24 protein-coding genes and 1 pseudogene are annotated in these 25155 nt (G+C 64.9%); 5 read left to right on the forward strand and 20 right to left on the reverse strand.

The window, feature by feature from the left end; genetic code table 11:
- Nucleotides 1-231: 231 nt before the first annotated feature.
- From AC3IT0_RS00420 to AC3IT0_RS00455, 8 genes are all read right to left on the reverse strand, one after another.
- Complete coding sequence (locus AC3IT0_RS00420; RefSeq protein WP_489321881.1) at nucleotides 232-1524, reverse strand: formimidoylglutamate deiminase; 1293 nt, start codon at nucleotides 1522-1524, stop codon at nucleotides 232-234.
- 53 nt (nucleotides 1525-1577) lie between these two features.
- Nucleotides 1578-2777 carry an allantoate amidohydrolase gene (locus AC3IT0_RS00425; RefSeq protein ID WP_489321882.1) on the reverse strand — a complete coding sequence of 400 codons (1200 nt, stop codon included), beginning with the start codon at nucleotides 2775-2777 and terminating at the stop codon, nucleotides 1578-1580.
- Nucleotides 2778-3278: 501 nt separating this feature from the next.
- Complete coding sequence (locus AC3IT0_RS00430) at nucleotides 3279-3602, reverse strand: HutD family protein (RefSeq protein ID WP_489321883.1); 324 nt, start codon at nucleotides 3600-3602, stop codon at nucleotides 3279-3281.
- Between the two features lie 80 nt (nucleotides 3603-3682).
- Entirely contained in the window at nucleotides 3683-5386 is a 1704-nt protein-coding gene (gene hutU, locus AC3IT0_RS00435; protein WP_489321884.1) for a urocanate hydratase, read from the reverse strand.
- 45 nt (nucleotides 5387-5431) lie between these two features.
- Complete coding sequence (locus AC3IT0_RS00440; protein ID WP_489321885.1) at nucleotides 5432-6301, reverse strand: ABC transporter ATP-binding protein; 870 nt, start codon at nucleotides 6299-6301, stop codon at nucleotides 5432-5434.
- Nucleotides 6291-7064 carry an ABC transporter permease gene (locus AC3IT0_RS00445; RefSeq protein ID WP_489321886.1) on the reverse strand — a complete coding sequence of 258 codons (774 nt, stop codon included), beginning with the start codon at nucleotides 7062-7064 and terminating at the stop codon, nucleotides 6291-6293. Before AC3IT0_RS00445 ends, AC3IT0_RS00440 begins: the two co-directional genes overlap by 11 nt.
- Nucleotides 7061-7858, reverse strand: coding sequence for an ABC transporter permease (locus AC3IT0_RS00450; protein WP_489321887.1), 798 nt, complete (start codon nucleotides 7856-7858; stop codon nucleotides 7061-7063). Before AC3IT0_RS00450 ends, AC3IT0_RS00445 begins: the two co-directional genes overlap by 4 nt.
- A gap of 51 nt (nucleotides 7859-7909) precedes the next feature.
- Nucleotides 7910-8752, reverse strand: a complete 843-nt coding sequence (locus AC3IT0_RS00455; RefSeq protein ID WP_489321888.1) for an ABC transporter substrate-binding protein — start codon at nucleotides 8750-8752, stop codon at nucleotides 7910-7912.
- Nucleotides 8753-9119: 367 nt separating this feature from the next.
- Between AC3IT0_RS00455 and AC3IT0_RS00460 the strand changes: the two genes are divergently transcribed.
- Nucleotides 9120-9818: an IclR family transcriptional regulator gene (locus AC3IT0_RS00460; protein WP_489321889.1), complete on the forward strand. Its 699-nt coding sequence runs from the start codon at nucleotides 9120-9122 to the stop codon at nucleotides 9816-9818.
- A 337-nt stretch (nucleotides 9819-10155) separates the two neighbouring features.
- Here AC3IT0_RS00460 and AC3IT0_RS00465 read toward each other — a convergent pair whose 3' ends face one another.
- The 10 genes and pseudogenes from AC3IT0_RS00465 to AC3IT0_RS00510 form a co-directional block, all read right to left on the reverse strand.
- The gene (locus tag AC3IT0_RS00465; protein ID WP_489321890.1) at nucleotides 10156-11523 is read right to left on the reverse strand and encodes an MFS transporter; all 1368 of its coding nucleotides are present in this window, start codon (nucleotides 11521-11523) and stop codon (nucleotides 10156-10158) included.
- A complete protein-coding gene (locus tag AC3IT0_RS00470) occupies nucleotides 11520-12083 on the reverse strand; it encodes a flavin reductase family protein (RefSeq protein ID WP_489321891.1) in 564 nt (187 codons plus the stop codon). The genes AC3IT0_RS00465 and AC3IT0_RS00470 overlap by 4 nt, the downstream gene beginning before the upstream one ends.
- Before the next feature lie 150 nt (nucleotides 12084-12233).
- Complete coding sequence (locus AC3IT0_RS00475; RefSeq protein ID WP_489321636.1) at nucleotides 12234-13046, reverse strand: ExeA family protein; 813 nt, start codon at nucleotides 13044-13046, stop codon at nucleotides 12234-12236.
- Nucleotides 13043-13855, reverse strand: coding sequence for a Mu transposase C-terminal domain-containing protein (locus AC3IT0_RS00480; protein WP_489321892.1), 813 nt, complete (start codon nucleotides 13853-13855; stop codon nucleotides 13043-13045). The genes AC3IT0_RS00475 and AC3IT0_RS00480 overlap by 4 nt, the downstream gene beginning before the upstream one ends.
- An 87-nt stretch (nucleotides 13856-13942) precedes the next feature.
- Complete coding sequence (locus AC3IT0_RS00485) at nucleotides 13943-14932, reverse strand: tyrosine-type recombinase/integrase (RefSeq protein WP_489321638.1); 990 nt, start codon at nucleotides 14930-14932, stop codon at nucleotides 13943-13945.
- Nucleotides 14929-15849 carry a tyrosine-type recombinase/integrase gene (locus AC3IT0_RS00490; protein WP_489321639.1) on the reverse strand — a complete coding sequence of 307 codons (921 nt, stop codon included), beginning with the start codon at nucleotides 15847-15849 and terminating at the stop codon, nucleotides 14929-14931. The genes AC3IT0_RS00485 and AC3IT0_RS00490 overlap by 4 nt, the downstream gene beginning before the upstream one ends.
- A complete protein-coding gene (locus tag AC3IT0_RS00495) occupies nucleotides 15849-17066 on the reverse strand; it encodes a site-specific integrase (protein ID WP_489321640.1) in 1218 nt (405 codons plus the stop codon). The genes AC3IT0_RS00490 and AC3IT0_RS00495 overlap by 1 nt, the downstream gene beginning before the upstream one ends.
- A 77-nt stretch (nucleotides 17067-17143) precedes the next feature.
- Nucleotides 17144-17878, reverse strand: a complete 735-nt coding sequence (locus tag AC3IT0_RS00500; protein ID WP_489321641.1) for a DDE-type integrase/transposase/recombinase — start codon at nucleotides 17876-17878, stop codon at nucleotides 17144-17146.
- A gap of 48 nt (nucleotides 17879-17926) precedes the next feature.
- Nucleotides 17927-18391: a hypothetical protein gene (locus AC3IT0_RS00505; protein WP_489321642.1), complete on the reverse strand. Its 465-nt coding sequence runs from the start codon at nucleotides 18389-18391 to the stop codon at nucleotides 17927-17929.
- Nucleotides 18392-18775: 384 nt separating this feature from the next.
- Nucleotides 18776-18877 (reverse strand): annotated as a pseudogene (locus tag AC3IT0_RS00510) (flavin reductase family protein); the annotation flags it as partial.
- A gap of 103 nt (nucleotides 18878-18980) precedes the next feature.
- Here AC3IT0_RS00510 and AC3IT0_RS00515 point away from each other — a divergent pair.
- Nucleotides 18981-19643: a GntR family transcriptional regulator gene (locus AC3IT0_RS00515; RefSeq protein WP_489321893.1), complete on the forward strand. Its 663-nt coding sequence runs from the start codon at nucleotides 18981-18983 to the stop codon at nucleotides 19641-19643.
- Between the two features lie 446 nt (nucleotides 19644-20089).
- Here the strand turns inward: AC3IT0_RS00515 and AC3IT0_RS00520 are convergent, their stop codons facing one another.
- Nucleotides 20090-20425, reverse strand: a complete 336-nt coding sequence (locus AC3IT0_RS00520) for a hypothetical protein (RefSeq protein WP_489321894.1) — start codon at nucleotides 20423-20425, stop codon at nucleotides 20090-20092.
- 17 nt (nucleotides 20426-20442) lie between these two features.
- Nucleotides 20443-21171, reverse strand: coding sequence for a GntR family transcriptional regulator (locus AC3IT0_RS00525; protein ID WP_489321895.1), 729 nt, complete (start codon nucleotides 21169-21171; stop codon nucleotides 20443-20445).
- A 106-nt stretch (nucleotides 21172-21277) separates the two neighbouring features.
- Between AC3IT0_RS00525 and AC3IT0_RS00530 the strand changes: the two genes are divergently transcribed.
- The 3 genes from AC3IT0_RS00530 to AC3IT0_RS00540 are packed head-to-tail and all read left to right on the forward strand — an operon-like array spanning nucleotide 21278 to nucleotide 25155.
- On the forward strand, nucleotides 21278-22036 hold the full coding sequence (locus AC3IT0_RS00530; protein ID WP_489321896.1) for a LamB/YcsF family protein: 759 nt from the start codon (nucleotides 21278-21280) through the stop codon (nucleotides 22034-22036).
- A 59-nt stretch (nucleotides 22037-22095) separates the two neighbouring features.
- On the forward strand, nucleotides 22096-23448 hold the full coding sequence (locus tag AC3IT0_RS00535; RefSeq protein WP_489321897.1) for an MFS transporter: 1353 nt from the start codon (nucleotides 22096-22098) through the stop codon (nucleotides 23446-23448).
- Between the two features lie 18 nt (nucleotides 23449-23466).
- Nucleotides 23467-25155, forward strand: a complete 1689-nt coding sequence (locus tag AC3IT0_RS00540) for a 5-oxoprolinase subunit B/C family protein (protein ID WP_489321898.1) — start codon at nucleotides 23467-23469, stop codon at nucleotides 25153-25155.

The following is a 25155-nucleotide window of genomic DNA, read 5'->3' on the forward strand; positions in this document are numbered from 1 at the left end:
AGGAGTGGCCGTGTTGCTGCGGTCGCCGGAACCTCGCGCCTGCTTTCATGATGGCTTGCGCGGGGGAGGCAGTCCACCCTGCGGGGACAAGCAAACGCGCCAGAACAGCGGCATGAACACCCATCACGGCAGAAAATTCACCACGAACCGTGAAGAGATACAAGCCGATTAACGTCCTGAAGGGTACCGCGGTCGGATCGGGGGAGAGGCAAGTTTCTACCCGCATAATAATCAGGAGAAATTTTTTAGTGCAGCGGTCAAGAGTTTTGCGGGGGAGCCGAGACGAAGGTGAAAGCCGGCTGCTGCCACTGGCTCTCCGTTGATTACTACCTTGGTGACGTCGGCTGCTGTTGCGGTCATGGGCAGTTGGCCGGGTGCTGATCCGGCGGTGCGGACCGAGGCGGAATTGATGGCAACGAGGTCGCAGACAGCGCCGACCTGAATTGACGCAGGTGCGATGGGTGTGGCCATTGAGCTGGTGGCTCCTTCGGTTGCTGCGAGAAGCATTTCATCGGGGGAGAACCGTCCTCGTTTTCCAGAGTGAAGCCGCTCACCGTATTCCAGTGCGCGCATTTCCAGCCACGGGTCTATGACTGCGTGTTGGTCCGTTCCGAGCGCGATGCAAGCACCGGCGTCGGCCAAGGCCCGGGCAGGACCGATGCCGTCTGCCAGGTCGGCTTCCGTGGTGGGGCACATAACTATCGTTGCGGCTGCACTCCCCAGCGCCGAGATGTCCTCCTCTGTGAGGTGAGTGCAATGAACTGCCGAGAGGCGGGGGCTGAGGAGTCCGTGTCGCGCCAGGAGGCCTGTGGGAGTCAAACCGTAAGCGTCATGGCACGCCGCGTTCTCGGCGGGCTGTTCACTCAAATGGATGTGCAGCGGTATGTCCAGCGGCAGTTTCTGGGCCACTACGGCGAGGTCTGCTTCAGGCACCCCGCGGACGGAGTGTAGGGCTGCGCCGACGTTGACCATGTCGCTGGGGAAGGTCTTGTTGATTTCCTGCCGCAGGGAGTCCAGCCTGTCGAGCCAGGTGTGGACGTCGGGGTCGCCAAAGCGGGTTTGTTCCGGTCCGAGGGGCTGGCCGATCCCTCCGGCGAGGTAGAGAGTGTCAAGGAGGGTTAATCTGATCCCCGCAGCTTGGGCGGCCCGGGCAAGGGCGAGTTCCATGGCGTGCCGTTGCGGATACGGGGCGCCTCCGGGCTGGTGGTGCACATAGTGGAACTCGGCCACGCTGCCGAACCCGGAAACTACCATTTCCGTGAAGACAGCTGTGGCCAGCTGCTCGTACGCGTCGGGTGTCAGCTCGGAGGCGCTCCTGTACATGTGCTCCCGCCAGACCCAGAAGTCACCGCGGTCATGATGAGTGCGCCCGCGCAGGATTCGGTGGAACGCGTGCGAGTGCGCGTTTGCCGCCGCCGGAAAGACCACGCCCTGCAGAACATGCGCATCGGGCGCGGCCTCCACGCCGAGGGTGATTTCGGTGATCCTGCCTTCCGTGGTTCGGATTTCCACACCCTCGGCCATTACCGGACTGTGCGGGCGGCCGTTAACAAGCGCGGCCTCACACCAATAGAGCTTCACAGCAGGCCTGCCAGAACGTCGGCGAGTGCAAGGGCGCCGGCGTCGGCGTCCTGGTCGGTCACATGTTCCTCCGGAGAGTGGGAGATCCCGCTGGGGTTGCGCACGAAAAGCATGGCAGAGGGCACGAACCCGGCCAGCACGCCGGCGTCATGGCCAGCACCGGTGGCCAGCATGGGTGCGTCCGGCAGCATCGCCCCGATCCGCGCGGTCAGCGACGCATCGAAGTGCACGGTGTTGCTGAACGATTCTTCGGTGAGCGTGACCGTGCACCCTTCTTCAGCAGCTACCCGCTGCGCCCGGCCGTGGATTTCTTCTACCAGATGTGCGGTGACCGCGTCGTCGGGATGACGGGCATCCAGCCACATGTCCACACGGGAGGCGATGACGTTTGTACCGCCGGGGACCGGGATGATGCGTCCAACGGTGGCACGTGCATCTGGTTGCCGCGCTGCGGTGTTACGGACGGCCATGATGATCTGGGCAGCTGCGACCATGGGGTCCGCTCGGTCTGACATCAGTGTGGTGCCGGCGTGATTGCCCTGGCCGTGGATGCTCAGTTTCCAGCGGCCGTGCCCCAGAACCGAACTGCCAACAGCGATACCCGGGCCCTCGGCCCCCATGCCTATACCCTGTTCCACGTGCAGCTCCACAAAGTCACCGATCCTTGCCAGCGCGTCCGGATCGGGGCCGACGTGACGGGGGTCAAGTCCGTTGGAGCGCGCAACGTCCGCGAAGGTGTCCCCGTCACTGTCCCTGAGGCGAAGCGCCCTGTCCGCTTCGATGGCCCCTGTCAGGAGCCGCGACCCCAGGCAGGCCACGCCGAACCTTGATCCTTCCTCCTCGGGAAACACGGTTATGGCCAGTGACCGGGCGGGCTTGATACCGCGGGCCTTGAGGAGATCGACGGCAGCCAGGGCGGAGGCCACTCCGAGCGGCCCGTCATATGCCCCTCCTCCGGGCACGGAGTCCAGATGGCTGCCGGTCACCAGGGCTCCATCTTGCTGAGGCCCCCACCAGGCCCAGATAATGCCGTTGCGGTCTGTTTCAACTTCAAGTCCCCGCCGCTGGGCCTGCTCTCTGAACCAGGTCCGCAGATCGAGTTCAGCAGTTGAGTAGACCGGCCGTGAGTAGCCTCCTCGGACGGGGTCCTGCCCCACGTGGGTGAGTGAGCGCAACATCTGACTGACAGTTTCCAACAGGAACCTCCAAAGGTGAAGAACCAGCACTATGTCCTGGCGTAGCGGACTGGGGCTGTTCGTTTAGGGGCAGCCGGGAAGAAGGCACTGGCACCAACCAGCGGCGATCAGATCGCCGCAATCCTGTGGGGTTGATGCGATGCGCGCATACCTCTCGACGCCCCGCCAAGATGCTGGCTTTGCGCTCGACGCATCCTTGGTGTGTTGCACAAAACGGGCGGAACATCTGTTAGTCCGTTTCCGGTCCATTGCAGTAGGGGCAGTTTTCGGGACAACTGGGTTGGGTGGCATCCGCGCGTGCAGGGACCTGCAGGAAAACGTGTGAAGGCAGCCTACGAGTCGCGGACCGGGACTCAGCGCGGCCCGGATATCGTGCGGATCGTGTTTTCGCATTTGGCAGGGTTCCGGAGTGAACCCGTCCTCGATGCGGAGACCGTGTGAGGTTTCGCTGCATATCTTTCTCCTTGTTTCGGCTAGAAGTGCGTTGGGGTGGATTGAGACTCAAGGGTTGTCAGTCGAGGGTTGGATCGGCTGAGGTGGTGAAGTCGTGGGTTTGCCCTGGCCCTGTCCACTCCCATCGAGGTGAGACGTGCGTTGGCGAGTGGACAGGTCCAATCGCACACCGTTTCCTTGGATCACTGTGATGAGTCGCTGCATGCCCACGAATCTCGAGAATGGGCCGTCGACACCGATGTCGGCCACAGAAAGACGCCAGACGTACTCTTCTCTTGGTCCGCCGCGGAGTAGTTCTGTTGTCTGCCCGCCACCGTTCTTCCACGGCATTCGGGTAAAGTCCGTGGGCGCATAGCTGACTGTTCGGAGCATGACTTGTCACTCCTGAGGGTGGGGGATGCCGTAGGGAATCGCGTAGCAACCCCTACGGCATCTCCTGGCAGTCGCTGGACTCAATCTTGTTTGGATTCAGTCATGGGGATGCGGACGCCGCGTTCTTTGGCGACGTCGAGGGCGCGGTCGTAGCCGGCGTCGGCGTGGCGGATGACGCCCATGCCGGGGTCGTTGGTGAGGAGGCGTTCGAGCTTCTGCGCGGCGAGGTCGGTGCCGTCCGCGACGGAAACCTGGCCCGCGTGGATGGAGCGGCCGATGCCGACCCCGCCGCCGTGGTGGAGGGAAACCCAGGTGGCGCCGGATGCTGTGTTGAGCAGCGCGTTGAGCAGCGGCCAGTCGGCGATCGCGTCCGAGCCGTCGGCCATGGCCTCGGTCTCGCGGTACGGGGAGGCGACCGAGCCGGAGTCCAGGTGGTCGCGGCCGATCACGATGGGGGCTTTGACCTTGCCTTCCTTGACGAGCTGGTTGAAGAGCAGGCCTGCTTTGGCGCGGTCGCCGTAGCCCAGCCAGCAGATCCGGGCCGGCAGGCCTTCGAACTCCACGCGTTCCTGCGCGGCGTCGATCCAGCGGTGCAGGTGCTTGTTCTCGGGGAAGAGTTCCTTGATGGCCTCATCGGTGACGCGGATGTCCTCCGGGTCGCCGGAGAGCGCCACCCAGCGGAACGGTCCGAGGCCCTCGCAGAACAGCGGCCGGATGTAGGCCGGGACGAAGCCCGGGAATTCGAAGGCGCGGGTGTAGCCGCCCTTGCGGGCCTCGTCGCGGATGGAGTTGCCGTAGTCAAAGACTTCGGCGCCGGCGTCCTGGAACTCGACCATGGCCTGGACGTGCCGGGCCATCGAGGCCTGGGCCTTCTTGGTGAAGCCTTCCGGGTCCGCGGCGGCCTCTGCGTGCCATTCCTCGACCGTGATGCCCTCGGGGAGGTAGGACAGCGGATCGTGGGCGGAGGTCTGGTCCGTGACGATGTCCACCGTCAGCTCCCCGGCGTTGTGGCGGCGCAGGATCTCGGGGAACACCTCGGCGGCGTTGCCGACGTAGCCCACGGACCAGCCGCGGCGCTCTTCCCTGGCTTTGAGTACTTTGGCGATGGCGGTGTCGAGGTCGGTTTCGACCTCGTCGAGGTAGCGTTTGCCGGCGCGGCGGCGCAGGCGGGTCTCGTCGACGTCAACGATCAGGCAGGCGCCGTCGTTCAGGGTGACGGCCAGCGGCTGGGCCCCGCCCATGCCGCCGCAGCCGCCGGTGAGGGTCAGGGTGCCGGCGAGGGTGCCGTTCTCGTCCCCGGTGAGCTTGCGGGCGATCGCGGCGAAGGTCTCGAAGGTGCCCTGCAGGATGCCCTGGGTGCCGATGTAGATCCACGATCCGGCGGTCATCTGGCCGTACATCATCAGGCCCTCGGCCTCGAGCCGGCGGAATTCGGGCCAGTTCGCCCAGTCCCCCACAAGGTTGGAGTTCGCCAGCAGCACCCGCGGCGCCCACTCGTTCGTACGGAACACGCCCACCGGCTTGCCGGACTGGACCAGGAGGGTCTCGTCCTTTTCCATGGTCTCGAGGGTGCGGGTGATGGCGTCGAACGCGGCCCAGGACCGGACGGCACGGCCGGTGCCGCCGTAGACCACCAGGTCATCGGGGCGTTCAGCCACCTCGGGGTCCAGGTTGTTCATCAGCATGCGCAGCGGGGCTTCGGTCTGCCAGCTCTTGGCGGTGAGCTCGGTGCCGCGGGCTGCTTTGACCGGGCGGGCACCGGTGGTGAAATCGGCGGGTGCCATGGGGGCTCCTTCGTGGGTTTGCAGTATTTAGGGCTTGCTTGGTGTTTACCTTGCGGCGGCTGCGGGGCGGTGGCCTGCCTTCGCCAGCTGGATTTGCTCGTATACGTGGTGGCGCAGTTCGGTGAAGCGGGGCAGGGACCGGGTGTTAAGCTGGTCGCGTTCGGCGGGGAGGTCGATGACCAGGTCCTCCTGGATGACCGTTGGTGAGGACGAGAGGATGATGACCCGCTCCCCGAGGTAGACGGATTCGTCGATGTCGTGGGTGACAAACAGGATGGTGACCCCGAGCTTTTTCCATACCGTGCGGATCAGATCTTCCAGGTCTGCGCGGGTCTGGGCGTCGACGGCGGCGAACGGTTCGTCCATCAGCAGGACTTCCGGCTGGTAGGCAACGGCGCGGGCGATGGCTACGCGTTGTTGCATGCCGCCGGAGAGCTGCCAGGGGTAGGACATTGGAACGTGGGAAAGGCCCACAGCTTCGAGCGCTTCATCCACGAGCCTGTCGCGTTCAGCCTTCGGTACACGCTGGTTCTTCAGGGGCAGTTCCACGTTCTCACGCACCCGCATCCAAGGAAACAGGGAGCGGCCGTACTCCTGGAAGACTACGGCCATCTTCTTGGGCGGACCGGAAACCTCCACCCCGTCCAGCATCACCTGCCCCTCGGTCGGAGCCATCAACCCTGAGATGCACTTGAGGAGCGTCGTCTTGCCCGACCCGGACGGGCCAACCAGGCATGCAAGCTCTCCTGCGCGGAGATCGAAGGTCAGGTTCCGGACCGCTTCAATGGGTCCCCCGTCGGTTTGGTAGACCTTCTTCAGGCCACGGACCGAAAGCATGGCGTCATTGCTTTGCGGGGTTTTTCCGGCCGTGGCATGGTGGGCCAAAGTGTTCTTATCGGTGGTTTCAGACGGCATTTTCTACCTCTCGCAGGCCGTGGTACCAGCGCAGAATACGGCGCTCGGTGAATTGGAAGATGAATGACATTGCAACTCCGATCAGACCCAGGATCACGATGCCGGACCACATTTCGGGGATGGCGAAGGAGCGCTGGAACTGAACGATAGTGAAGCCCAGCCCGGAGGAGGAGGCGAACATTTCGGAGATGACCATCAGGATCAGCCCGATGGACAGGCACTGGCGAACTCCCGCCATGATCTGCGGGCCAGCGCTGGGTAGCACAAGGTGGCGGATCCGGGCGCGCCCGGTGATCCCGTAGGTGTGTGCGGAATCGGACAGTACCCCGTCGATGGCCCGTACCCCTTCGATGGTGTTCAGCAGCACCGGCCAGATGCAGCCGGAGATGATGACCACCACTTTCATGGAGTCCGTGATGCCCATGAGCAGCATGAGCACGGGCACCAGGACCGGCGGCGGGATGGCCCGGAAGAACTCCAGGACCGGTTCCGTCAGGTCCCGAAGCCACTTCACGGAGCCAATCAGCAATCCCGCCCCGATCCCAATGATGATGGCGGCGGTCACGCCGACGATGAGCCTGCCGATGCTGGGCAGCACATCGGAGAGGATCCTGTCCCCGAACCAGGTCTCTGCAAAGGTGGCCAACAGCGTGCCTGGCGTGGGGACGAAGAAGTTCGTCTCCCCGGCGGTGGCCACCGCCCAAAACAGGACCAGGATTGTAGGCAAACCGACCGCATAGCCGATACCTTTCAGAATTTTCATACGATCACTTCCGCACGGACCGAGGAGTGCCAGGACAGGGTCTTGCGCTCCACGAAGCGCATGACGAGGTTGATCAAAACCCCGATGAGGCCGGTGGCCAGCACCAGGGCGTACATGCCTGCGATGGCTCCACCGGATTGGGCCAGTGCAATTTCACGGCCCAACCCTGGGGAGCCGATCACCAGTTCGGCAGTGATCGCCAGAATCAACGCGACTGACGCTGCCAGACGGACCCCGGTCATCAGGTAGGGCAGCGCTGTTGGAAAGACCACATAGCGGATCCTCGCCAACTGTCCCAGTCCATAGCTCTTGGCTGTATTCATGGCGACGTTATCCACATCGGCGACTCCGTATAGAACTTGGATGAAGACCTGCCAGAACGAGGCGTAGATGATGAGCATCAGTGATGACTCCATCTTGACGCCGAACAGCAGAACAGCCAGGGGGATCAGCGCCACCGAAGGGATGGGCCGGAGGAACTCCACTGTGGAGTTGGTGAAGCTGCGCAGGAAGGCGGAGGAACCTATGATGAAGCCCAACAGGGTCGCGGCAAGAACCGCAATGACCAAGCCGATGAGCCACGCGAGCATTGTTTCACCAACGGCTAGCCAGAACGCCGACAAGCCGAAGTCACGGACCAAGGCCAGGATCACCTCCGATGCCGGCGACAGGAACCGGGCGTCCACGATGCCGACACTGGGAATCACTTCCCAGACCAGCAGAAATCCTATGATCCCGGCGATGCCCAGCAACTCCTTGGTCGGCCGTCGTCGGGCCGTCGTTGTGTTGTCCATTTTTCTTCCTGAAGGATCGAGTGCAGGAACTGCCATGAGGTTTTTGAAGGGCTACTTGGCGATCAGTGCGTCGTAGTCCGGGTCCTTCTTCAGGACGTCATATTTCTGAGCGGCAGTGCCCAGCTTCGTGAGGGCGTCCATGTTGACATCCTTGTACCACTTGGACATCACGATACTTTCGGCGAGTTCCGGTGTGACTTTGGCGTAGTCCTGGATGATGGTGCGGACTTTGTCCTCGTTCTTCATGGCGAAATCAAACGATTTCTCCAGGGCCCGGCGGAAGCGCTCCACGAGTTCGGGGTTCTTTTCCAGGGTCTGCTTAGACGTGAAATAGAAGGCCGAGTCAAAGTTTTCGGCCATGTCCGTCATAGGGCTGGTAACAATTTTTCCGCCTGCTTGAAGGATCTGGGTGCGGAAGGGCTCGGTTGTCCACGCTGCATCCACATCTCCGCGTTCCAGGGCGGCCGGCATGTTCGGGTATGGCATCTCCACGAATTTCACGCCCTTGGGGTCCCCGCCTGCCTGTTCGATGGAGTTGCGGATGGTGATGTCGGCGAAGTTGTTCAGGGCATTGACTGCAACTGTCTTGCCCACCAGGTCGGCTGCGTTCCCGATGCCGCTGTCCGGCATGGCTGCCACCTCTGTCGTGTCGCTCCCGGGCTCGTTTGTTGAGGTGGAGCCGTTGGACACCACTGTTATAGGGAGACCCTTGTCCTGGGCAACCAGCAGCGAGACGACGTTTGAGTATCCGAACTGGTAGTCCCCGGTCATCACTGCAGGGACGATGGCCGCGCCGCCCTGCGCCAGCTGGACGTCAAGCTCCAGGCCCTCCTCTTCGAAGTAACCCTCCTGCACGCCCAGGTAAACGGGGGCGACGTCGGTGATTGGAATCAAACCAACACTTACCTTTTCCAGGTTGCCGCCCGCCTTGTCACCCTGGGGCGTTGCGGCCGTTCCTGACGAGGACGGGCTGCCCGCACCGCACCCGGTCAAGGTAAGTATTCCGGCAAGTACTGCCGATGCGGCTGTGACAACAGCCCGCCGGCCAGGAACGGATACGGGAAGGGATTTTGCTGACATGGGGATTCTCCAGGAGGTTCCGGACTCAGATGATTTCGAACAGTAAAATGTAACTGCCGTCACATGAAACTACGCCATGCTGCGGGCTGGAGTCAATGGTTTTTGCGCACTAATTTGCCGTAGAGTGAAATGTGAGTTTCAGAGTTGCGCCGTCCCGCCCTTACTGCACGAATGAGGAACAATGACAGTTCGCCCCACCCAGGACCCTACGACCCGGGCCGCGGACCGAGCGCTGGGGTTGTTGCGCGCCGTGTGTGAAAACGATGGCGTAAAGCTCGTCGACGCCGCCAAGGCTGTCGACCTGTCCGCCAGCACAGCACTGCGCCTCCTTCGCACCCTTGAAGCCAACGGTTTCGCGGCGAAAACGGAGGACGGCCTTTACCGCCCGGGATTCCGGATGGTCCAGCTCGGGGTCCAGGCACTGAGCCATGAGTCCCTCGTAGCTACGAGCCGCTCCGCACTGCAGGTCCTCGTCGAGCAGACAGGCGAATCCGCGTACTTGAGCGTCCCGGTAGGCAACAACGTGCATGGGTTGTATTTGGCGATCGAGGAGGGAACTCACACCGTGCGCCATATCAACTGGGTGGGCAGGACGTTCCCACTTCAAGGAAGCGCCGCCGGTGCGGTCTTGCTGGGGCAAGTGGAGCCCGGATCGTTTACCGTCGTTGCCGACGGCGTGGAGCCGGATGTAACTGCCGTTGCAGCACCGGTCATGGTGGGCTCAAAAGTCGCTGCAGCCCTCAGTATTGTGGCGCCCAGCTATCGGACCACGGCGGAGGCTGCCCAGGAGCTGGGCGCCCTGATTGCCGGCGAGGCCACAAGGCTCTTTGCGACACCCGGAAGCGGGGCGGCCGTCCTGGCCTCCCCGCAAGCTTCTTAGCGCTACTCGCAGCCCACTTCACCCAGCATCCGCGGCCTGGCGTGTTGCCGATTGCCCATAGCCCATTGCCAGGAGTTTGAAGGGGTTTTCCCGCTACAGATGCTGGTCGATTCCTGCTGATGGTCAGAATCAGCGATTCGGCGCGGCTACCTGCGACACAAGACGGGCAACGCGTCAGCGCAGGCCCGCCCGCCTACGACAGTACGCGGAGTCCATCCACGGCTGCTGACTGAAGAGCGACTCCCGGGCTGGACCGCCTGAACATGCAAAAAGGGGACGTGATCCGTCAGGATCACGTCCCCTTTTTGCATGCTCGTAAGCGGACCAGTTGAGGTTGTTAGGCCCCGTGGACGAGGCTGTTGTTCTTGGTCTCGCGCATGAGTATGCCGGTGACGAGCGTTATCCCGGCAACTGCCACCAGGTAGAAGAGGAACCAGTCCTGGTGCCCAGCCTGTCCCAGCGCGGCATTCACGTAGGGAGCAGTTCCGCCGAAAATTGCGGTGGCGAAGGACAGGGGCCCGGCTACGCCTGCTGCCCGGACTCTAGTGGGAAATACTTCTGCCCAGACTGCGCCGTTGACGCCGAACAGCAGCGCCAATGCTGTCAGTGCGGCGAGCATGGCCACGAGCAAGGTTCCGAAGGTTCCGTCCACCAGGTTGTAGATCGGGATGGTCAGGAGGACAAATGCGACTCCGAAGGCGATGACCATGGGCTTGCGTCCGATGCGGTCGCCCAGCCACCCTGCGCCCAGGACGGCTCCGAGGAAGAAGACCTGCGCGATCAGGCTGGCCACCAGCGTGCTGGATGGATCCTGCTTGAAATGAAGTTGGGCATACGTGGGCATGAAGATCAGCCACGTGTAGAACATCACCGAACCGCCGGCCGACAGGCCGAACACGATCAGCACTGACCGCCAGTAATGCAGCAGCCCTCGTTTTGCAGGAAGGGCGGAGACGTGTTGGGTGGGGTGATGTTCGGCGGCAGCAGTCTGGGGTTCGTCCGTGTGTGTGGCTTGTTCGAATGCGTCGGTTTCAGTGAGGCGCCGCCGGAGGTAGAGGGCGTAAAGGCCGAGGACGCCGCCGATGCCGAAGGCGATGCGCCATCCCCAGGCTTTCATGTCCTCGGAGGGAAGGCTGGATGTCAGGATGAGGCCGGTAACGGTGGCGAGGATGGTTCCGAGGACGACGCTGACCCAGGATGTGCTGCCGAAGAGTGCGCGGCGGCCGTGGGGGGCGCGTTCGACCAGGTAGGTGACTGAGGTGCCCATTTCGCCGCCGTGTGCCAGGCCCTGCAGCAGGCGGGCGGTGAGAAGGAGTACCGATGCCAGGACGCCGACAGAGCCGTAAGTTGGCGCAATGGCGATGGCAATACTGCCGAAGGCTGTGAGCATCATGGCGACGGTGAGGCTCTTGCGGCGGCCCGCCCTGTCCGCATAAGCCCCGAACAGGAAGCCGCCCAGCGGGCGGGTGACGAACCCTACGGCGAAGACGGCCAGGGTCGAGAGGAGCGCGGACGTTGGGTTATCCGGCTTGAAGAACTGGACGGCGAAGTAGGGGGCGAAGATCGAGTAGATGGTCCAGTCGTACCATTCCAGGGTGTTGCCGAAGTTTACTGCGATGAGGTCCCGGATCCTCTTGCTCTTGTCGGCTGCGTTATTTTTCGCTGGTGCCGTCGTCGTGGTTTGGGCTGCGTTGTGGTTGCTCATGCTGCTCGTCCTTCCAGACCCATCTGGGCGTCTTCGTCGGCGCCAGGTACCCGCATTTCAAATGTCTCACGCACCACGGTGTAATCGAAGTAGCCAAGTCGCGCGATGGGTTCGATCTTCTTGATGTCCAGCCGCCCATCGACGGTGATGACTTCGTCATCGATATGCACTGTCTCTACGGTCGCGAAGATGATGTCCACAGTCCCCACTGCAGAAGCCCCGGGAATGCGGTGAGTGGAATGGTACTTGCATTCGAACTTGACCGGACTTTCCTGCACCATCGGTACCGGGAAGTTCTCAGCGTAGGCGCGCGTGAGTCCCAGATGCTCAAACTCACTTTCCTCCGGCCCCAACGCCATGGCGCTCTTGTTCACCGCTTCGCGCAGCGGGTAAGTGGCCATGTTCCAGACGAACCAGCCAGTGGACTCGGCGTTGATGACCGTGTCCTTCCTGCGCCCGTCAGGGTACTGGTTCGCGGAGAACATCACCATCGGCGGGTCGAAGGTCAGGTTCTGCCACTGGCTGTAAGGGGCGATGTTTTCCACGCCGCTGGTGCTCACGCTGGACAGCTGTTAGGCGTCGCGTTATTTGACGATGGCGGCGTCGGTTTTTGTGACGATGGGCCGTGCACGAAAACGCCCCGCGGGCTGTTTCCGGCGGGGCGTTCGTCGTCGGCCTGACGTGGTGGCCGTCATTGGTGACGGCGGGTTTTACTCGCTGTTCTCGGTGATCGCGGACTGCGTGGCGGAGAGGTCCACGATGGCCTTGTTGCCGGCATAGGTCGCGATCAGGGCGGAAACGGCGAGGTTGTTGACCGCCCGCGGGTAGCCGCGTGATGCCTGGTGGATCGCGGCGACGGCGTCGTCGGAGAACAGGGTGTCGGATCTGCCGGCGAATTTGAGGTGGTGGCGGATGTAGTCCGCGGTCTCGGCCAGGTCCATGCCGTTGATCGCGAACCTGGTGGAGATCCTTTGGTCCAGGGCGGCCAGGACCGCGAGTTTGAGCCGGCGGCGCAGGGTGGGCTGGCCGACGAGCAGCAGCGCGAAGTGCGAGCCGGTGTCCATCCCGGTATTGGTGAGCATCCGCAGGGACTCCAGCTCGGTGTTGCCGAGCAGGTGCGCCTCGTCGATCACGACCACGGGCAGGCGGGCGCGTTCGTCCAGTTCCCCGGCGAGCAGGGACGCGGTCTGGTGCGCGAGGACTCCGGAGTAGAACGCTGGCTGCCCGCCCAGGGCGGTGACGATCTGGGACTGGATGCCGCGCATGCCGATCGTGGGGTCCGCGATGTAGATGACCTGGTGGCGGGATGCTTCGAGTTGTGCCAGGGCTGCTCTGACGGCGACGGTCTTGCCGGCGCCGACCTCGCCGGTGACCACGCCCATCTGGCGCTGGGCGACGCACCATTGGATCCGGGCGACCGCCTCGCGGTGCCCGGGGTGGGGGTGCAGTGCCTGGACCGGGATGGAGCGGCCGAAGGGCATGGCTGTGAAGCCGTAGTGGGATTGCAGGTTTGAGATGCTCATTGGGGTCCTCCATTGGTTCCGGTCGCGCCGACGCCGGCGGCCATTTTCTCGAAGCTGATCGGGGCGCCGGTCAGGGTGGTTTTGTGGCGGGTTTCGACCAGGCGCAGGTAGTCGATCCCGGAGCCTGCGTTCCTCGCGCCGGTGTCGGCGTCTTTGGCGGCGTTGACGGCTTTGGGGTGGACGTGTCGGCGGATCTCGAGCAGGACCGCTTCCCCGGCAGGGATCCCGCCGGCGGCGGTCACCGCGACCGGGCCGGTCAGATCGAACGGGTCATAGACCAGCTCGATGCGGGTGCCGGCGAGCATGGGGTCGACCTGGTAGGTGTTGCCCTGCAGGGACACCGTCGCGGTCTTGGTGACCTTGCGGGTCACGGACCAGCGGAACGCTTCGGCGATCACGTCCGGATCCCGGCGGTCCGGGCGCCGGTTTTCCCAGCCCGCGTCCCAGCGGGCCAGCGGCGTCATTCCGGTGGTGGAGTGAACGGTGCGGTGGTAGACCATCTGCACCCAGGAGATGAATAAGGCGTTCAGCTCCGCCAACGAGGTGATCGCGGTCCCGTCGGGATCCTCTCCGGGGTTCCCGACCGGGCCGGTGCCCGGAACTTTCGTCTGGACCGGGGCGTCGATCACGGTGATCTCGGAGAGGAACTGGGAGCTCACGGTGTTGAAGAAGCGCTCGATCTTGCCCCTGCCCTGGGGCCGGTAAGGCCGGGAATGGATCAGCTTCATGCCCAGCCGGGCGCAGATCCTCGCCAGTGACGCGTCGACAAAGGCAGACCCGTTGTCGACATTGTGCCGACGTCGGCACAATGTCGATTATGCCGACCTTCGCGTTATGCCAACGTTTTCTCGTTGTCCCTGTTCAGCGAGGTGAGAGGGGCGGATTTGTCGGCATAATCAGAGGGCCTCGAGGAAGGCCAGGATCGGGTCCGGAGGACGATAGCGGCCCGGGGCGGTGTCCGCTGGCGTGACGCGGGCGATGGCTCGTTCCTTTTGCGACATGTCCGCGTGCAGGTAGGCGTTGGTCGAGGAGACTTGCGAGTGGCCCAGCCAGAGCGCTATGACCGTGACGTCCACCCCGGCGAGGAGAAGCCGCATGGCCGCCGTATGGCGCAGGGTGTGGGCGCTCACGTGCTTCGTCCTCATCGATAGGCAAGTTGTTCCTGCCGTGGCGGCGTAACGGGTGATCCGATGTTCGATGGCGTCACGGCTGAGTTTCCTGCCGGTGCTTGCGGGGAAGAGCGGATCCGCAGGCGACCCTCCGCGTTCACGCAGCCACGCCCGAAGAACACTAACGGTGGAGGGCACGAGCGGGGTGCGCCGCTCTTTCCGTCCCTTCCCGATGCAGTGGATGTTCGCCCCGGCACCCAGAGACGCATCGGCGCAGGTGAGCCCGGCGAGTTCCGAGATCCGCAACCCGGTCTGGATGGCCAGCAGGATCATGGCGTGGTCGCGCCGCCCGGTCCAGGTGTCCTTGCTGCACGAGTCCAGGAGTGCGTCGACCTCGGCTTCGTTGAGGAAGGTCACCAGGTTCCGGTCGAAGCGTTTGGGCCCGATAGCGAGCACACGTTGGATTGAGGCTGCGTGCTCCGGGTGCCGCAGGGCCGCATAGGTGAAGAGCGAATGGATGGCGGCCAACCGGTTGTTGCGGGTCCGCACGCTGTTGTGCCGGTCCGCTTCCAGATGGGTCAGGAAGGCGGCCACGAGAGGGGCGTCGAGGTCGCCGATATCGAGTCCGCTGGGTGGTTTATGTAGCTTATCGCTGGCGTAGCGGAGCAGGAGCCGGAAGCTCGTTCGGTAGGCATCAATGGTGTGGGGGCTGGCGCCACGCTGGCCAAGGAGCCGGTCGGTGAAGAAGGCCTGCAGGGTGGGGGCCAGCGCGGTCATGACCGCGCCCCGAATCGTCGGTCCAGCCGTTCGGCGGCCAACACCATCAGTTCCGGGGCGGCTGAGAGGTACCAGTAGGTCCCCGCTGGGCTGACATGGCCGAGATAGGTCGACAAAACAGCCATGCCGGCGCCAACATCGGCTCCGGCCCGGTGCCAATCGATCAGGGTTTGGACGGCGAAACTGTGCCTTAGATCGTGGATGCGTGGCTTCACGGTGGCGGTACGCAGCCCGATCCCGGTCATGATGTCGTTGAAGGTGTGCTCAACGCTGCTTGTGCTCAGACCGGTTCCCGCCGGCGTGAGGAAGAATGCCGCGGTCCGGGGCGTGGGGCAGAGCCTGTCCCGGCGTTGGGCGTAGGAGGCCAGAGCTGCCGTGGTGCTCGGATGCAGCGGAACCAGCCTTGCCCATTCGAATTTGGCATGCCTGATCGTGAGCACGCCGGTGCTGAGGTTGACGTCCTCGCGGTTGAGCCCGAGCGCTTCCCCGAGCCGTATCCCCGTCACGGCAATGAGACCGAACAGGGTTTCGTGCGTAACGGCCCGCAGTTCCGGGCGGAGCTGCCCCGCCCCGTCCAGCAGGGCACCAATCTCCTCGGCTGACCAAAGGTATGGGGTGGGCCGTTGCTGGCGGGCACCGAACACATCCAGTGGCGGGATTTCCGTTGCAGGGTCGATGCTTTTCAAGTAGCGAGCGAACCCGCGGACAGAGCCGAGCCGGTGGGCCCAGGTGATGGGCTGGACGCCCTGGCAGTCCCGCGCCCAGGCAATGGCCAACTCGCTCGTTAACACGGTGGCGCCGGACGCCTCGAGGAAGGCCACGAACCGGGGCAGGTCATAGCCTTCCTGCCTGAGCTTGTAGCCCAGATCCCGCCGGAGTCTGAGGTAGTCATTGGCATGGCCGAGGAGCTCTCCCATCACCGTTCACCTCCCGGCCATGGCCGGGCCAGGGCCCGGAGCCCATCAATATCCAGACGGGCGTAGAGGGCGGTGCTCGTCAGGCTCCCATGCCGGAGCACCTGGGCGATCTCGGGCAGGGGAACGCCGGAGTTGACCATCTCACAGGCCAGGGTATGGCGCAGACGGTGTGAACCGACCGGGGCGAGTCCGGCCCGGTGGCAGGCTCGGCGCACAACCAACGAGATCCCGCCCCGGCCCAGGGCCTCAACGGGCGCCAACGATCGCAGGAAGACCGCCCGATGAGAGGTTCGCGGGCGTCCCCGCCGGAGATAGCAGGTAATCGCCTGGCCCACATCAACGGGGATCGGGAGCCGGTCATCACGGCGGCCCTTTCCATGGACCACGACCAGCCCCGCGCGCCAGTCGATGTCCTCGAGGCTCAGCGCGGCGACCTCACTGGCCCGCAGGCCCAGGCGGAGGAGGATGACCAGGATGGCATAGTCCCGCCGGCCCTCGTTTTCCCGCCGGTCACAGGAATCCAGGAGCCTTCGGGCATCCGCGGCGCTGATTCCCGCAGCCAACGGTGAACGGCGGCGTCCGGTAATGGCAAGGGCAGCTCCCGAGAGGTCGGTGGAGACCAGTCCTTCGGTGAAACAAAAGCGCAGGAACGAGCGCACGGCCACTACGAAGAACTGGGTGGAACCGACCGAGACCTTCGCGGCTTCGGTGCGCACGGCATCGGTCACATCCTTGGTCCTCAGATCGGCCAGGGCGCCCGCTGGCGTCTGCTGGGCTAGGAATCGGCGGGCCCGCAGCACGTAGGCGGCCGCCGTGCACTGGGCCAGTCCCCGCTCGGAGAGCAGGAACTTCTCGAACGAGGACAGGAGCACATCGATCGGCGATCCCGGCACAGGCGCCTCGATCTCGGCCTGGACCACGCCTTGTTCAACGAGGACCTCGATCATGGTGTTGAAAACGCGGGGCGGATACGGCGAAATGCGCCCCGCGAAGTGTCTGGCCGCGACGAACTGGCGGACGCACCCGCCCGTCACATCCACAGCTGTCATTGACCGTTCCTGAAGCCAGCGGCTCCAGTCGGCCACCATCCTCAGTTCACTGGCGATCGTTAACGGCGTGTAGCCCAGGTCCTTCAACTTGGATCTGAAAGCAGACGCGAACGGGGCCAACGGCCCCGTCATTCGGACCTTGCTGACCTTGGTTGCAGGCATGGCCATGACTTCCTCCTTCATCCGGATATCGATGCAAGAAGGATCGCGCAGACCTCGCGATTATGCCGACAATTCCCGAAATCTCACCCCGCTGAACAGGGACAACGAGAAAACATCGGCATAACGCGAAGGTCGGCATAATCGACATAGGCCGCGTCGGGGATTCCGTGGGTCTGCAGGGCCGGGCGCAGCGCGGCCGAGAGCCGGACGGCGTCTTCGGCGAACGCCCAGCGGGCCGCGGTGACCAGGCGGGAGTGGTCGTCCAGGAACGCGAACAGGTAGGTTTTCCGGCCTCCGATCCGGGGCCCGTGGAGCCCGTCACCGACCCAGATCTCGTTCGGCCGGGTTGCTTCGAACCGGCCGGTGGCCTGCGCGGGCGTGCCGGTGGGGATCTCCAGGGTGCGGAAGTGGCGCAGCAGTGTCGACTCGGACGGCGCGTCGCCGAGGGTCTCGGTCATGATCCGCCGCACCTGGGCCGCGGTGCGGTGCGGACGCTCCAGCTTCAGCGTCGCTGCCAGTGACAGCACGGTCTCCGGGGTCACCGGGCCGGCGGCCCTTTCCCGCGGCTTGAGTCCGTCGAATCCCTCGCGCTGCCAGGCGCTGATCCACCGGTCCAGGGTCTCGCGGGAGTAGCGCACGGCCTGCCCGGACGGGCCGGTGTGCTCTGCGGCGGCCAGGGCACGGACCATGGGCCCGCGCTGGCGGGAAGTCAGCGACGTGTCCGCGGCATCGCGGATGAGCTGATAGCGGAACAACGCGATCTTTTCCGCCCGGTCCTTGCGGGCCAGGGGACCGCGCTGCGGCTCGGATTCCGTCATGGGTCATTGTCCTTTTCAAGAGGTCAGGAAACGATGGCCCCGGCAGGATCAGCCGGCGCTCCTCCCACCCTTGCCGCCCGGGGAACCAGGCATAAGGGCCAGCTCGTGTTGCTCCCGGTCCTGCCATCGGCCGGCGCTGAAGAAGAACGGACCCGCAACGGCGAGCCCTGCCGTTTGCCACGCCACGGTGGCGACGGAAAACCGGGCCGCGAGCACGCCCGCATACGCCGCCACCGCAGCCAGCGCCCGGCCGGCCGGTGCCGGGGCGGCCGCGGGCCAGAGTCCGGCCGCGTCCGCGCCGTCACGGTGGGAAAGGGCGGTGAACACTTCGGCGATCGGGCCGGCGGAAGCGGCGAATGCGCGCAGCCAGCCGCGCACCGTGGACGCCGGTCGGCCCAGCCGCGCCGCGATCACCCGGTGCCCTGCCCCGCTGACAGCCTTGGCCTCGATGGCGGAGGCGATCACTTCGGCCGTATCGGCCCGCCGGGCCGCCAGATCCACGCCCAACAGCACATGCGTGGCCGAACAATCCGCGCATCGCCCCCGGCGCGGACGCCCGCGCACCAGGGCCAGGTCCGTGCCGGTGCCGTGCCGGATCAGTCGTTCCCGTGCCCAGCCCCACGGCCGCAGCCTGCCCCTGCACCCCGGACAGGCCAACCGCCCGCCAGCCAGATCCGACTCGACAGAGACAGCCTCATGACTTACCGTGAGCATCGGCGCGGCCTTTACGCGTCAGAACGGCCGGCGTGGTGCTTCGAAACTCCCACACCGGCCGTTCGCCTTATCCGGACATCGTCAGCCTGACGCCGCCGACGGCACTAAATCAAGACACCACCGGAAAAACCTGCATCGTCATCGCCAGAGACGCCCCCACCGCCAAACACTGCGACGCGCAACAGACAGCCAGCCGATGGGGCGGGGGACGGTGCAGCTCTTAAATGGCGAGTAGGGCAAGGGGCTGGGCTCGGTTGCTGGGTTGTACTTCACGACATTCTCCATGTGGTGGGGATCACTGCGACATGCTCAGCGTAAAGCATATACGCAGAATATATCAAGGGTATGCGGCCATCTATTGTGTAGCCTGTACTCGAAGGGAAGTGGAATGACTAAGGCTGACGAGGCGTATCTGTTACTCGCCGAGATGATTGAAACGGGGCGGCTGGAGCCGGGGACCTTTCTCACAGAGGTTGGCCTCGTCGAGGAGGTGGGACTGGGACGGACGCCGTTGCGGGAAGCCGTCCAGCGCCTGGACCGTGATCACCTGGTCCGCATCAGGCCCGGTCGCGGGATCGAAATCCCCTCAAACTCTGTGGATGAACAGCTGCGGCGGCTGGAAGTGCGGCGGGCAATGGAGGCTCTTGCTGTGGCTTTGGCCTGCGAAAGGGCAACGGCAGGGCAGCTTGCCGGCATCCAGGCGCTCAGCGAAGAGCTCGAAGACATCACCGAGTTGGAAGATTACGTTCGGGCGGTACGCGAGACGCACGGCATATTATGCGAGGCAGCGCACAATGAGTATCTGGCCGACGCGATGACACCGCTGCAGGGCCTGTCCCGGCGGTTTTGGCTGGCGCATGTCATCGACCCCGCTGAAGAGGTCCGATCGGGTAAAAACCTGCATTTGCAGCTCTTACGGTCTATTTTGACCCGCGACTCCGAGACCGCCCAACAGGCGTCGATTCAGCTCAACGACTACCTGGTCCGCTTTGCGCTAGGTGTCGCGACCCGAAGTGCGAGGTTGGGACGTCTGGGGGCACCCCAGTACTAGACGATATGACCCAGTGCTGGGGCGGACGACGTCGCCCCAGCCCCACCTAGTGATTGTCCTGGCAGGGAGTTGGGGCTTCACAATCATATGAACTGGAAGAGAAGCGTGACGAAGCCCTGTCGGTGTTCCGGCGCACATTCATCATTCCCGAAGGTGGGGTCACCGCCGAGGGCTTAACCCCGGGATATTTCACGGGCACAACGACTCACGTCCGGAATCCATACACGCGCCAGGTCTTCAATGCGTATAGCCCGTTCCTCGGGTGTTTCATCCACTTGGTTCTGGCGCGCCCCACCGGAAGGGAACGCGCGGTTGGACACTTTCAACGCCACGCTGGCTACCGGGTACTGTCGATCTGAACGCTTGGAACCTGCCATTTCTTGACATCACGCAAGGCTGCCGCCAGCGAGCGGCCAGCCGCACGCTGCGCGGCTGGCCAGCGAAGCCTAAGCCGCGCACGCATCCTTCAGCGCCGTGACTGACCCGGCCGGCACCTGGTCTCCGGCCTCGGCGATCTGGCCCAGCGGCGTCGTAATTTCGGCAGGCACGCCGGCGGCGTCCGCAGCGGACACGAGTCCGCCCAGCAGGGCCTTGTCCGAGACGCTGACCAGGCCGTCCTCAACTACGGTGCAGACCTGCTTCCGGACCTCGTCGGCGGCTGCGGTGGCCACCTTCGAGGCGGCGTCGTTCGCGGCGTTTTCGGCGACTTCCTGGACTGAGCCACAGCCGGCAATAAAGAGAAGTAGGGGGACGGCGGACAGGGCGGCAAGGCGGCGTTTCATCACTTCACCCTACCGGCTCAGTCTGTTCCGGTTTCCCCATGGACTTCACTGAGGTTGTCCTCGGAGCGGTCCAGATACGCCAGGAGAAGGTCAGCCGCACGGTCCAGTTCCCCGGCTTCCAGGGCCAGGCAGATCGCCTCGTTGTCCGGCAGGTAGTGCTGGTAAAACTGCGCGTCCACGGTGGCTTTGTGGAAGAACAGGCGCATCTCGGCCAGGACCTGGCCCATGATGCTGTTCAGCCGAGGGCTTCCGGCCATGGCCACAATGGCGCCGTGGAAGTGCTGGTTGGCGGTGCCCAGGGCTTCGTCGTCGCCGGTTGCCGCGGCGCGCTTTCCTTCGTCGACGGCGGCCCTGACGGCGGCCACATCCTCCGGGCTGCCTCCGGCGCGCAGGGCGCTGACCTCGATGGCACGGCGGACCGTATAGACGTCGTGGACGTCCCCCGCCTCCAGGCTTGCCACAAAGACGCCGCGGTTGGGATGGCGGACCACCAGGCGTTCGCTGGCAAGTTCAACGAAGGCCTCGCGCACCGTGTTGCGGGAGACGCCCAAATCCTCGGCGATGGTGGATTCGGTGAGCCGCGTTCCCGGGAGCAGTGCCCCTTCCGCCAGCTGCTGGCGGAGATCATCCGCCACCCGTTCCGCCACGGACGGAACCGCCACGCGCAGGCGGCCGGCAGCGGTCCGGGCCGCGGTGCCATTCAAAGGAACGCGGGATGAGGAGAAGAGCGGGTCTGAAGAGGCCATACTCGAGAATTTACACGATCGTCACATTGTCGAATCGAAGGATCGTTGAACAATCTGTAAATTTAGTGCATCCTAGTAGGACCACTCCATGAGACGGGAATCACAAATGGCAACGATTGACCTGAACAGCGACGTCGGCGAATCGTTCGGACGCTGGAGCCTCGGCGATGACCTGGCGATGTTCGGCTCGGTTTCGAGCGCGAACGTGGCCTGCGGATTCCACGCCGGCGATCCCAGTGTCATCCGCTACACCTGCAAAAAAGCAGCTGCTGCAGGCGTTGTCATCGGTGCCCACGTCGGCTACCGCGACCTCGCCGGGTTCGGCCGCCGTTTTATTGACATCAGCCCCACGGAACTGGCCGACGATGTGGTGTACCAGATCGGCGCCCTGCAGGCTTTGGCCGCTGCCGAGGGAACGAAGGTCCGCTACGTGAAGCCGCACGGCGGACTGTACAACGCCATCGTGACGCATACCGCGCAGGCCCAGGCCGTCGTCGACGCCGTGAAATCGGTTGACCCCAACCTGCCGATCCTCGGCCTCCCGGGCTCGGAAGTCCTGCGGCTTGCAGAAGAAGCCGGCCTCCGGGCCGTCACGGAAGCGTTCGCGGACCGGGCCTACAACCCGGACGGTACGCTCGTCCCGCGCTCCCAACCGGGCGCAGTCCTTGAGGATCCAGAACAAGTGGCGGAACATGTCCTGCGGATGGCCACGGAATCCGCCGTCCGCACAATCGACGGGTCCACCCGCAAAATCCGCGCAGAAAGCATCTGCGTGCATGGTGACTCACCGGGGGCAGTAGCAATGGCCACCGCAGTGAAGTCCGCTCTCGGCGACGCCGGTGTCAGCATCGGCTCGTTCCTCTAGTCCCACCCCATGGCCGCACACCGGCCCCCGCAGCACCCCTCATCCCCCGGAGGAAAACCATGACCAGCACAAACAAGGCAGCAAAGACGGCGGCAAGGAAGCCCCCGCCCGGTGCCCTGAAGGCGTATATCGCCAGCCTCACCGGCACCTCGCTCGAGTACTACGACTTCGCCATCTACTCGGTGGCCTCGGCCCTCGTCTTCCCCAAGATCTTCTTCCCCTCGGACGATGAATTCGTGGGCCTCCTCCTGTCCTTTTCCGCCTTTGCGGTGGGCTACCTCGCCCGCCCGATCGGTGGCGTGATCTTCGGCCGCCTGGGCGACAAGATCGGCCGCAAGTACGTCCTGGTCTTCACCCTGGTGCTGATCGGCGTCGCCACCGTCATCATCGGAGCGCTGCCTGACTACTCCGTGATCGGCATCTGGGCGCCCATCATCCTGGTGCTCCTGCGCCTGGCCCAGGGCATCGGCGTCGGCGGCGAATGGGGCGGCGCTGTGCTGCTGTCCAGCGAATTCGGCGACCCCAACAAGCGCGGTTTCTGGTCCTCCGCGGCCCAGATCGGCCCGCCCGCCGGCAACCTCATGGCCAACGGCGTCCTGGCCGTCCTCGCCGCCTCCCTCAGCACCGAAGCATTCCTCTCGTGGGGCTGGCGCGTAGCCTTCCTGGCCTCGGCCCTCCTGGTGGTCTTCGGCCTGATCATCCGCCTCAAGCTTGAGGAAACCCCGGTCTTCAAGGCCATCGCAGCCCACGGCGACCAGCCGAAGGCGCCCATCAAGGAAGTCTTCACCACCCAGCCCCGCGCCTTGATCTCCGCAGCCCTGTCGCGGGTCTGCCCGGACGTCCTGTACGCGCTTTTCACCGTTTTTGTGGCCGTCTACGCCACCAAGGAACTGGGCATGACCACCGGCAACGTGCTGGCCGCCATCCTGATCGGCTCCGCGTTCCAGCTCTTCCTGATCCCGCTCGCCGGCGCCCTGACCGACCGGTTCAACCGCCGCTGGGTTTATGGCATTGCCGCTGCCGCCACCGCCGTCTACATTCCCCTCTTCTTCCTGATGATCGCGGGCAAGTCCGTGATGATGCTGATCCTCGGCGTGGTGATCGGACTGGCCCTGCACGCCTTTATGTACGGCCCGCAGGCGGCCTTCATCACCGAGCAGTTCCCGGCCCGCCTCCGCTACGCCGGGAGCTCCCTGGCCTACACCCTTGCCGGCGTCATCGGCGGCGCTGTGGCTCCGTTGATCTTCACCGCCCTCTACGCAGCAGCGTCCGGCGGCTGGTACCTGATCGCCGGGTACATCCTCCTGACGGCCATCATCACGATCGTGGGCATGCGCCTTGGCCGCGACCCGCAGCCCGAAGAAGACCTCCGCCTGCTGCACCGCGACGACGCGCAGGGGAGCCGCGCCTAAGCGGCGCGGCCTGATCCCATGGAAACAGTCAGCAAGCCCGCCGCCGCGGCCCGGGTGCTCGCCGTCAGGCCGGTAGGTACGACGGCGGTGCTCGCCGAACTCTCCGGGCTCCACGATGTGCTGGCCCTGCAGGCCCTCCTGCTGGAGCACCCGCTGCCCGGCCAGGTGGACGTCCTGGCCGCCGCCGAAACCGTGATGGTCAAGGCGGATTCACCCGCTGCGGCGCGCAGGATGGTGGCCCGGCTGCAGGAGATGGACCTGACGGTCCAGTCCCACGCCGAAGGCAAGCTGGTGCAGATTGAGACCGTGTACGACGGCGACGACCTCGCCGAAGTGGGGCGGCTCACCGGGCTGGGCGCCGACGGCGTCATCGCGGCCCACACCGGGCAGGTCTGGACAGTGGCCTTCGGCGGCTTCGCGCCGGGCTTCAGCTACATGGTGGGGGAGAACCAGGTACTTGAAGTCCCGCGCCGGAGTTCGCCCCGGACCGCCGTCCCCGCAGGTTCCGTGGCCCTGGCGGGCAACTATTCGGCCGTGTACCCACGGAAATCCCCGGGCGGCTGGCAGCTGATCGGCCGCACCGCGGCCCCCATGTGGGACCTCAGCCGGGAGCAGCCGGCCCTGGCTGCTCCCGGTGACCGCGTGCAGTTCCAGGCGGTGCGCGAGCTCATTGAAGTCGCGGCACCGCGTGTCGCTGCCGCGGATTCCGAAGCCTTGGCTGCCCGGGAACCGGAGATTCAGTCCGGCCTCCGGATCCTGTCGCCCGGACTCCAGAGCCTGATCCAGGACCTCGGCCGCCCCGGTCACGCCGGGCGCGGGGTGTCCTCAGCCGGGGCACTCGACCGCTCCTCCCTGCGCCGCGCCAACCGGATCGTGGGCAACCACCCCTCGGCCGCCGGCGTCGAATCCGTTGCCGGCGGGCTGCGGGTGCAGGCCGTGGGGGACCAGGTGCTGGCAGTCGCCGGCGCGCCGTCGGCACTGACTGTTGTGACGCCGTCGTACGCTCCCGATCCGGAGGCTGATGACGAAGGCGACCGGTCCGAGCAGGTGCGCGAGGTGCCCATGGCCACGGCGTTTGCCCTGCTGGACGGCGAGATCCTGACCATCGGCGCGCCCGAGCGCGGCTTCCGCAGCTACCTGGCCATCCGCGGCGGGGCAGCAGTGGACGCGGTGCTGGGGAGCCGGTCCACGGACACCATGTCCGGGATCGGGCCTGCGCCGCTGGCCGCCGGGCAGCTGCTGGGCGCCGGCGCCGCCACGTCCTCCAACGTGGTGGGCAACCCGGAACTGCAGCCCGACTTCCCGGACACGGGCGTCACTGTCCTGGACATCGTGCCCGGACCCCGCGATGACTGGTTCGACGCCGCCGCGCTCGATTCGCTCTGCGCCCAGGACTGGGCGGTGACGCCCCGCTCCAACCGCGTGGGCATGCGCCTGGACGGTGAGCCGCTGGGGCGGAGCCGGGACGGGGAGCTGCCCAGCGAGGGAACTATGGCGGGCGCGCTCCAGATCCCGCCCGAAGGCCAGCCAGTCCTCTTCCTGGCTGACCACCCCATCACCGGCGGCTACCCCGTGATCGGTGTGGTGGTGGACCACCAGCTGGACCTGGCCGCCCAGGTCCCCATCGGCGGGTCCATCCGGTTCCGCTGGGCTCCCGGCTACGGGCTGCCCACGCATTCTTCCCCTGACATTTCCCAGACAAAGTGA

This window comes from Pseudarthrobacter sp. KH_020_B (assembly GCF_057840185.1).

Bases quoted from the DNA above. Each gene is read 5' to 3' on its own strand.
- AC3IT0_RS00515 (WP_489321893.1), top strand. From the start codon at position 18,981: ATGACTAAGGCTGACGAGGCGTATCTGTTACTCGCCGAGATGATTGAA.
- AC3IT0_RS00525 (WP_489321895.1), bottom strand. From the start codon at position 21,171: ATGGCCTCTTCAGACCCGCTCTTCTCCTCATCCCGCGTTCCTTTGAAT.
- AC3IT0_RS00490 (WP_489321639.1), bottom strand. From the start codon at position 15,849: ATGGGAGAGCTCCTCGGCCATGCCAATGACTACCTCAGACTCCGGCGG.
- AC3IT0_RS00430 (WP_489321883.1), bottom strand. From the start codon at position 3,602: ATGCTCCGAACAGTCAGCTATGCGCCCACGGACTTTACCCGAATGCCG.
- AC3IT0_RS00500 (WP_489321641.1), bottom strand. From the start codon at position 17,878: ATGACGGAATCCGAGCCGCAGCGCGGTCCCCTGGCCCGCAAGGACCGG.
- AC3IT0_RS00440 (WP_489321885.1), bottom strand. From the start codon at position 6,301: ATGCCGTCTGAAACCACCGATAAGAACACTTTGGCCCACCATGCCACG.
- AC3IT0_RS00420 (WP_489321881.1), bottom strand. From the start codon at position 1,524: ATGGCCGAGGGTGTGGAAATCCGAACCACGGAAGGCAGGATCACCGAA.
- AC3IT0_RS00530 (WP_489321896.1), top strand. From the start codon at position 21,278: ATGGCAACGATTGACCTGAACAGCGACGTCGGCGAATCGTTCGGACGC.
- AC3IT0_RS00465 (WP_489321890.1), bottom strand. From the start codon at position 11,523: ATGAGCAACCACAACGCAGCCCAAACCACGACGACGGCACCAGCGAAA.
- AC3IT0_RS00460 (WP_489321889.1), top strand. From the start codon at position 9,120: ATGACAGTTCGCCCCACCCAGGACCCTACGACCCGGGCCGCGGACCGA.
- AC3IT0_RS00485 (WP_489321638.1), bottom strand. From the start codon at position 14,932: ATGACCGCGCTGGCCCCCACCCTGCAGGCCTTCTTCACCGACCGGCTC.
- AC3IT0_RS00535 (WP_489321897.1), top strand. From the start codon at position 22,096: ATGACCAGCACAAACAAGGCAGCAAAGACGGCGGCAAGGAAGCCCCCG.
- AC3IT0_RS00540 (WP_489321898.1), top strand. From the start codon at position 23,467: ATGGAAACAGTCAGCAAGCCCGCCGCCGCGGCCCGGGTGCTCGCCGTC.
- AC3IT0_RS00450 (WP_489321887.1), bottom strand. From the start codon at position 7,858: ATGGACAACACAACGACGGCCCGACGACGGCCGACCAAGGAGTTGCTG.
- AC3IT0_RS00520 (WP_489321894.1), bottom strand. From the start codon at position 20,425: ATGAAACGCCGCCTTGCCGCCCTGTCCGCCGTCCCCCTACTTCTCTTT.
- AC3IT0_RS00475 (WP_489321636.1), bottom strand. From the start codon at position 13,046: ATGAGCATCTCAAACCTGCAATCCCACTACGGCTTCACAGCCATGCCC.
- AC3IT0_RS00445 (WP_489321886.1), bottom strand. From the start codon at position 7,064: ATGAAAATTCTGAAAGGTATCGGCTATGCGGTCGGTTTGCCTACAATC.
- AC3IT0_RS00495 (WP_489321640.1), bottom strand. From the start codon at position 17,066: ATGGCCATGCCTGCAACCAAGGTCAGCAAGGTCCGAATGACGGGGCCG.
- hutU (WP_489321884.1), bottom strand. From the start codon at position 5,386: ATGGCACCCGCCGATTTCACCACCGGTGCCCGCCCGGTCAAAGCAGCC.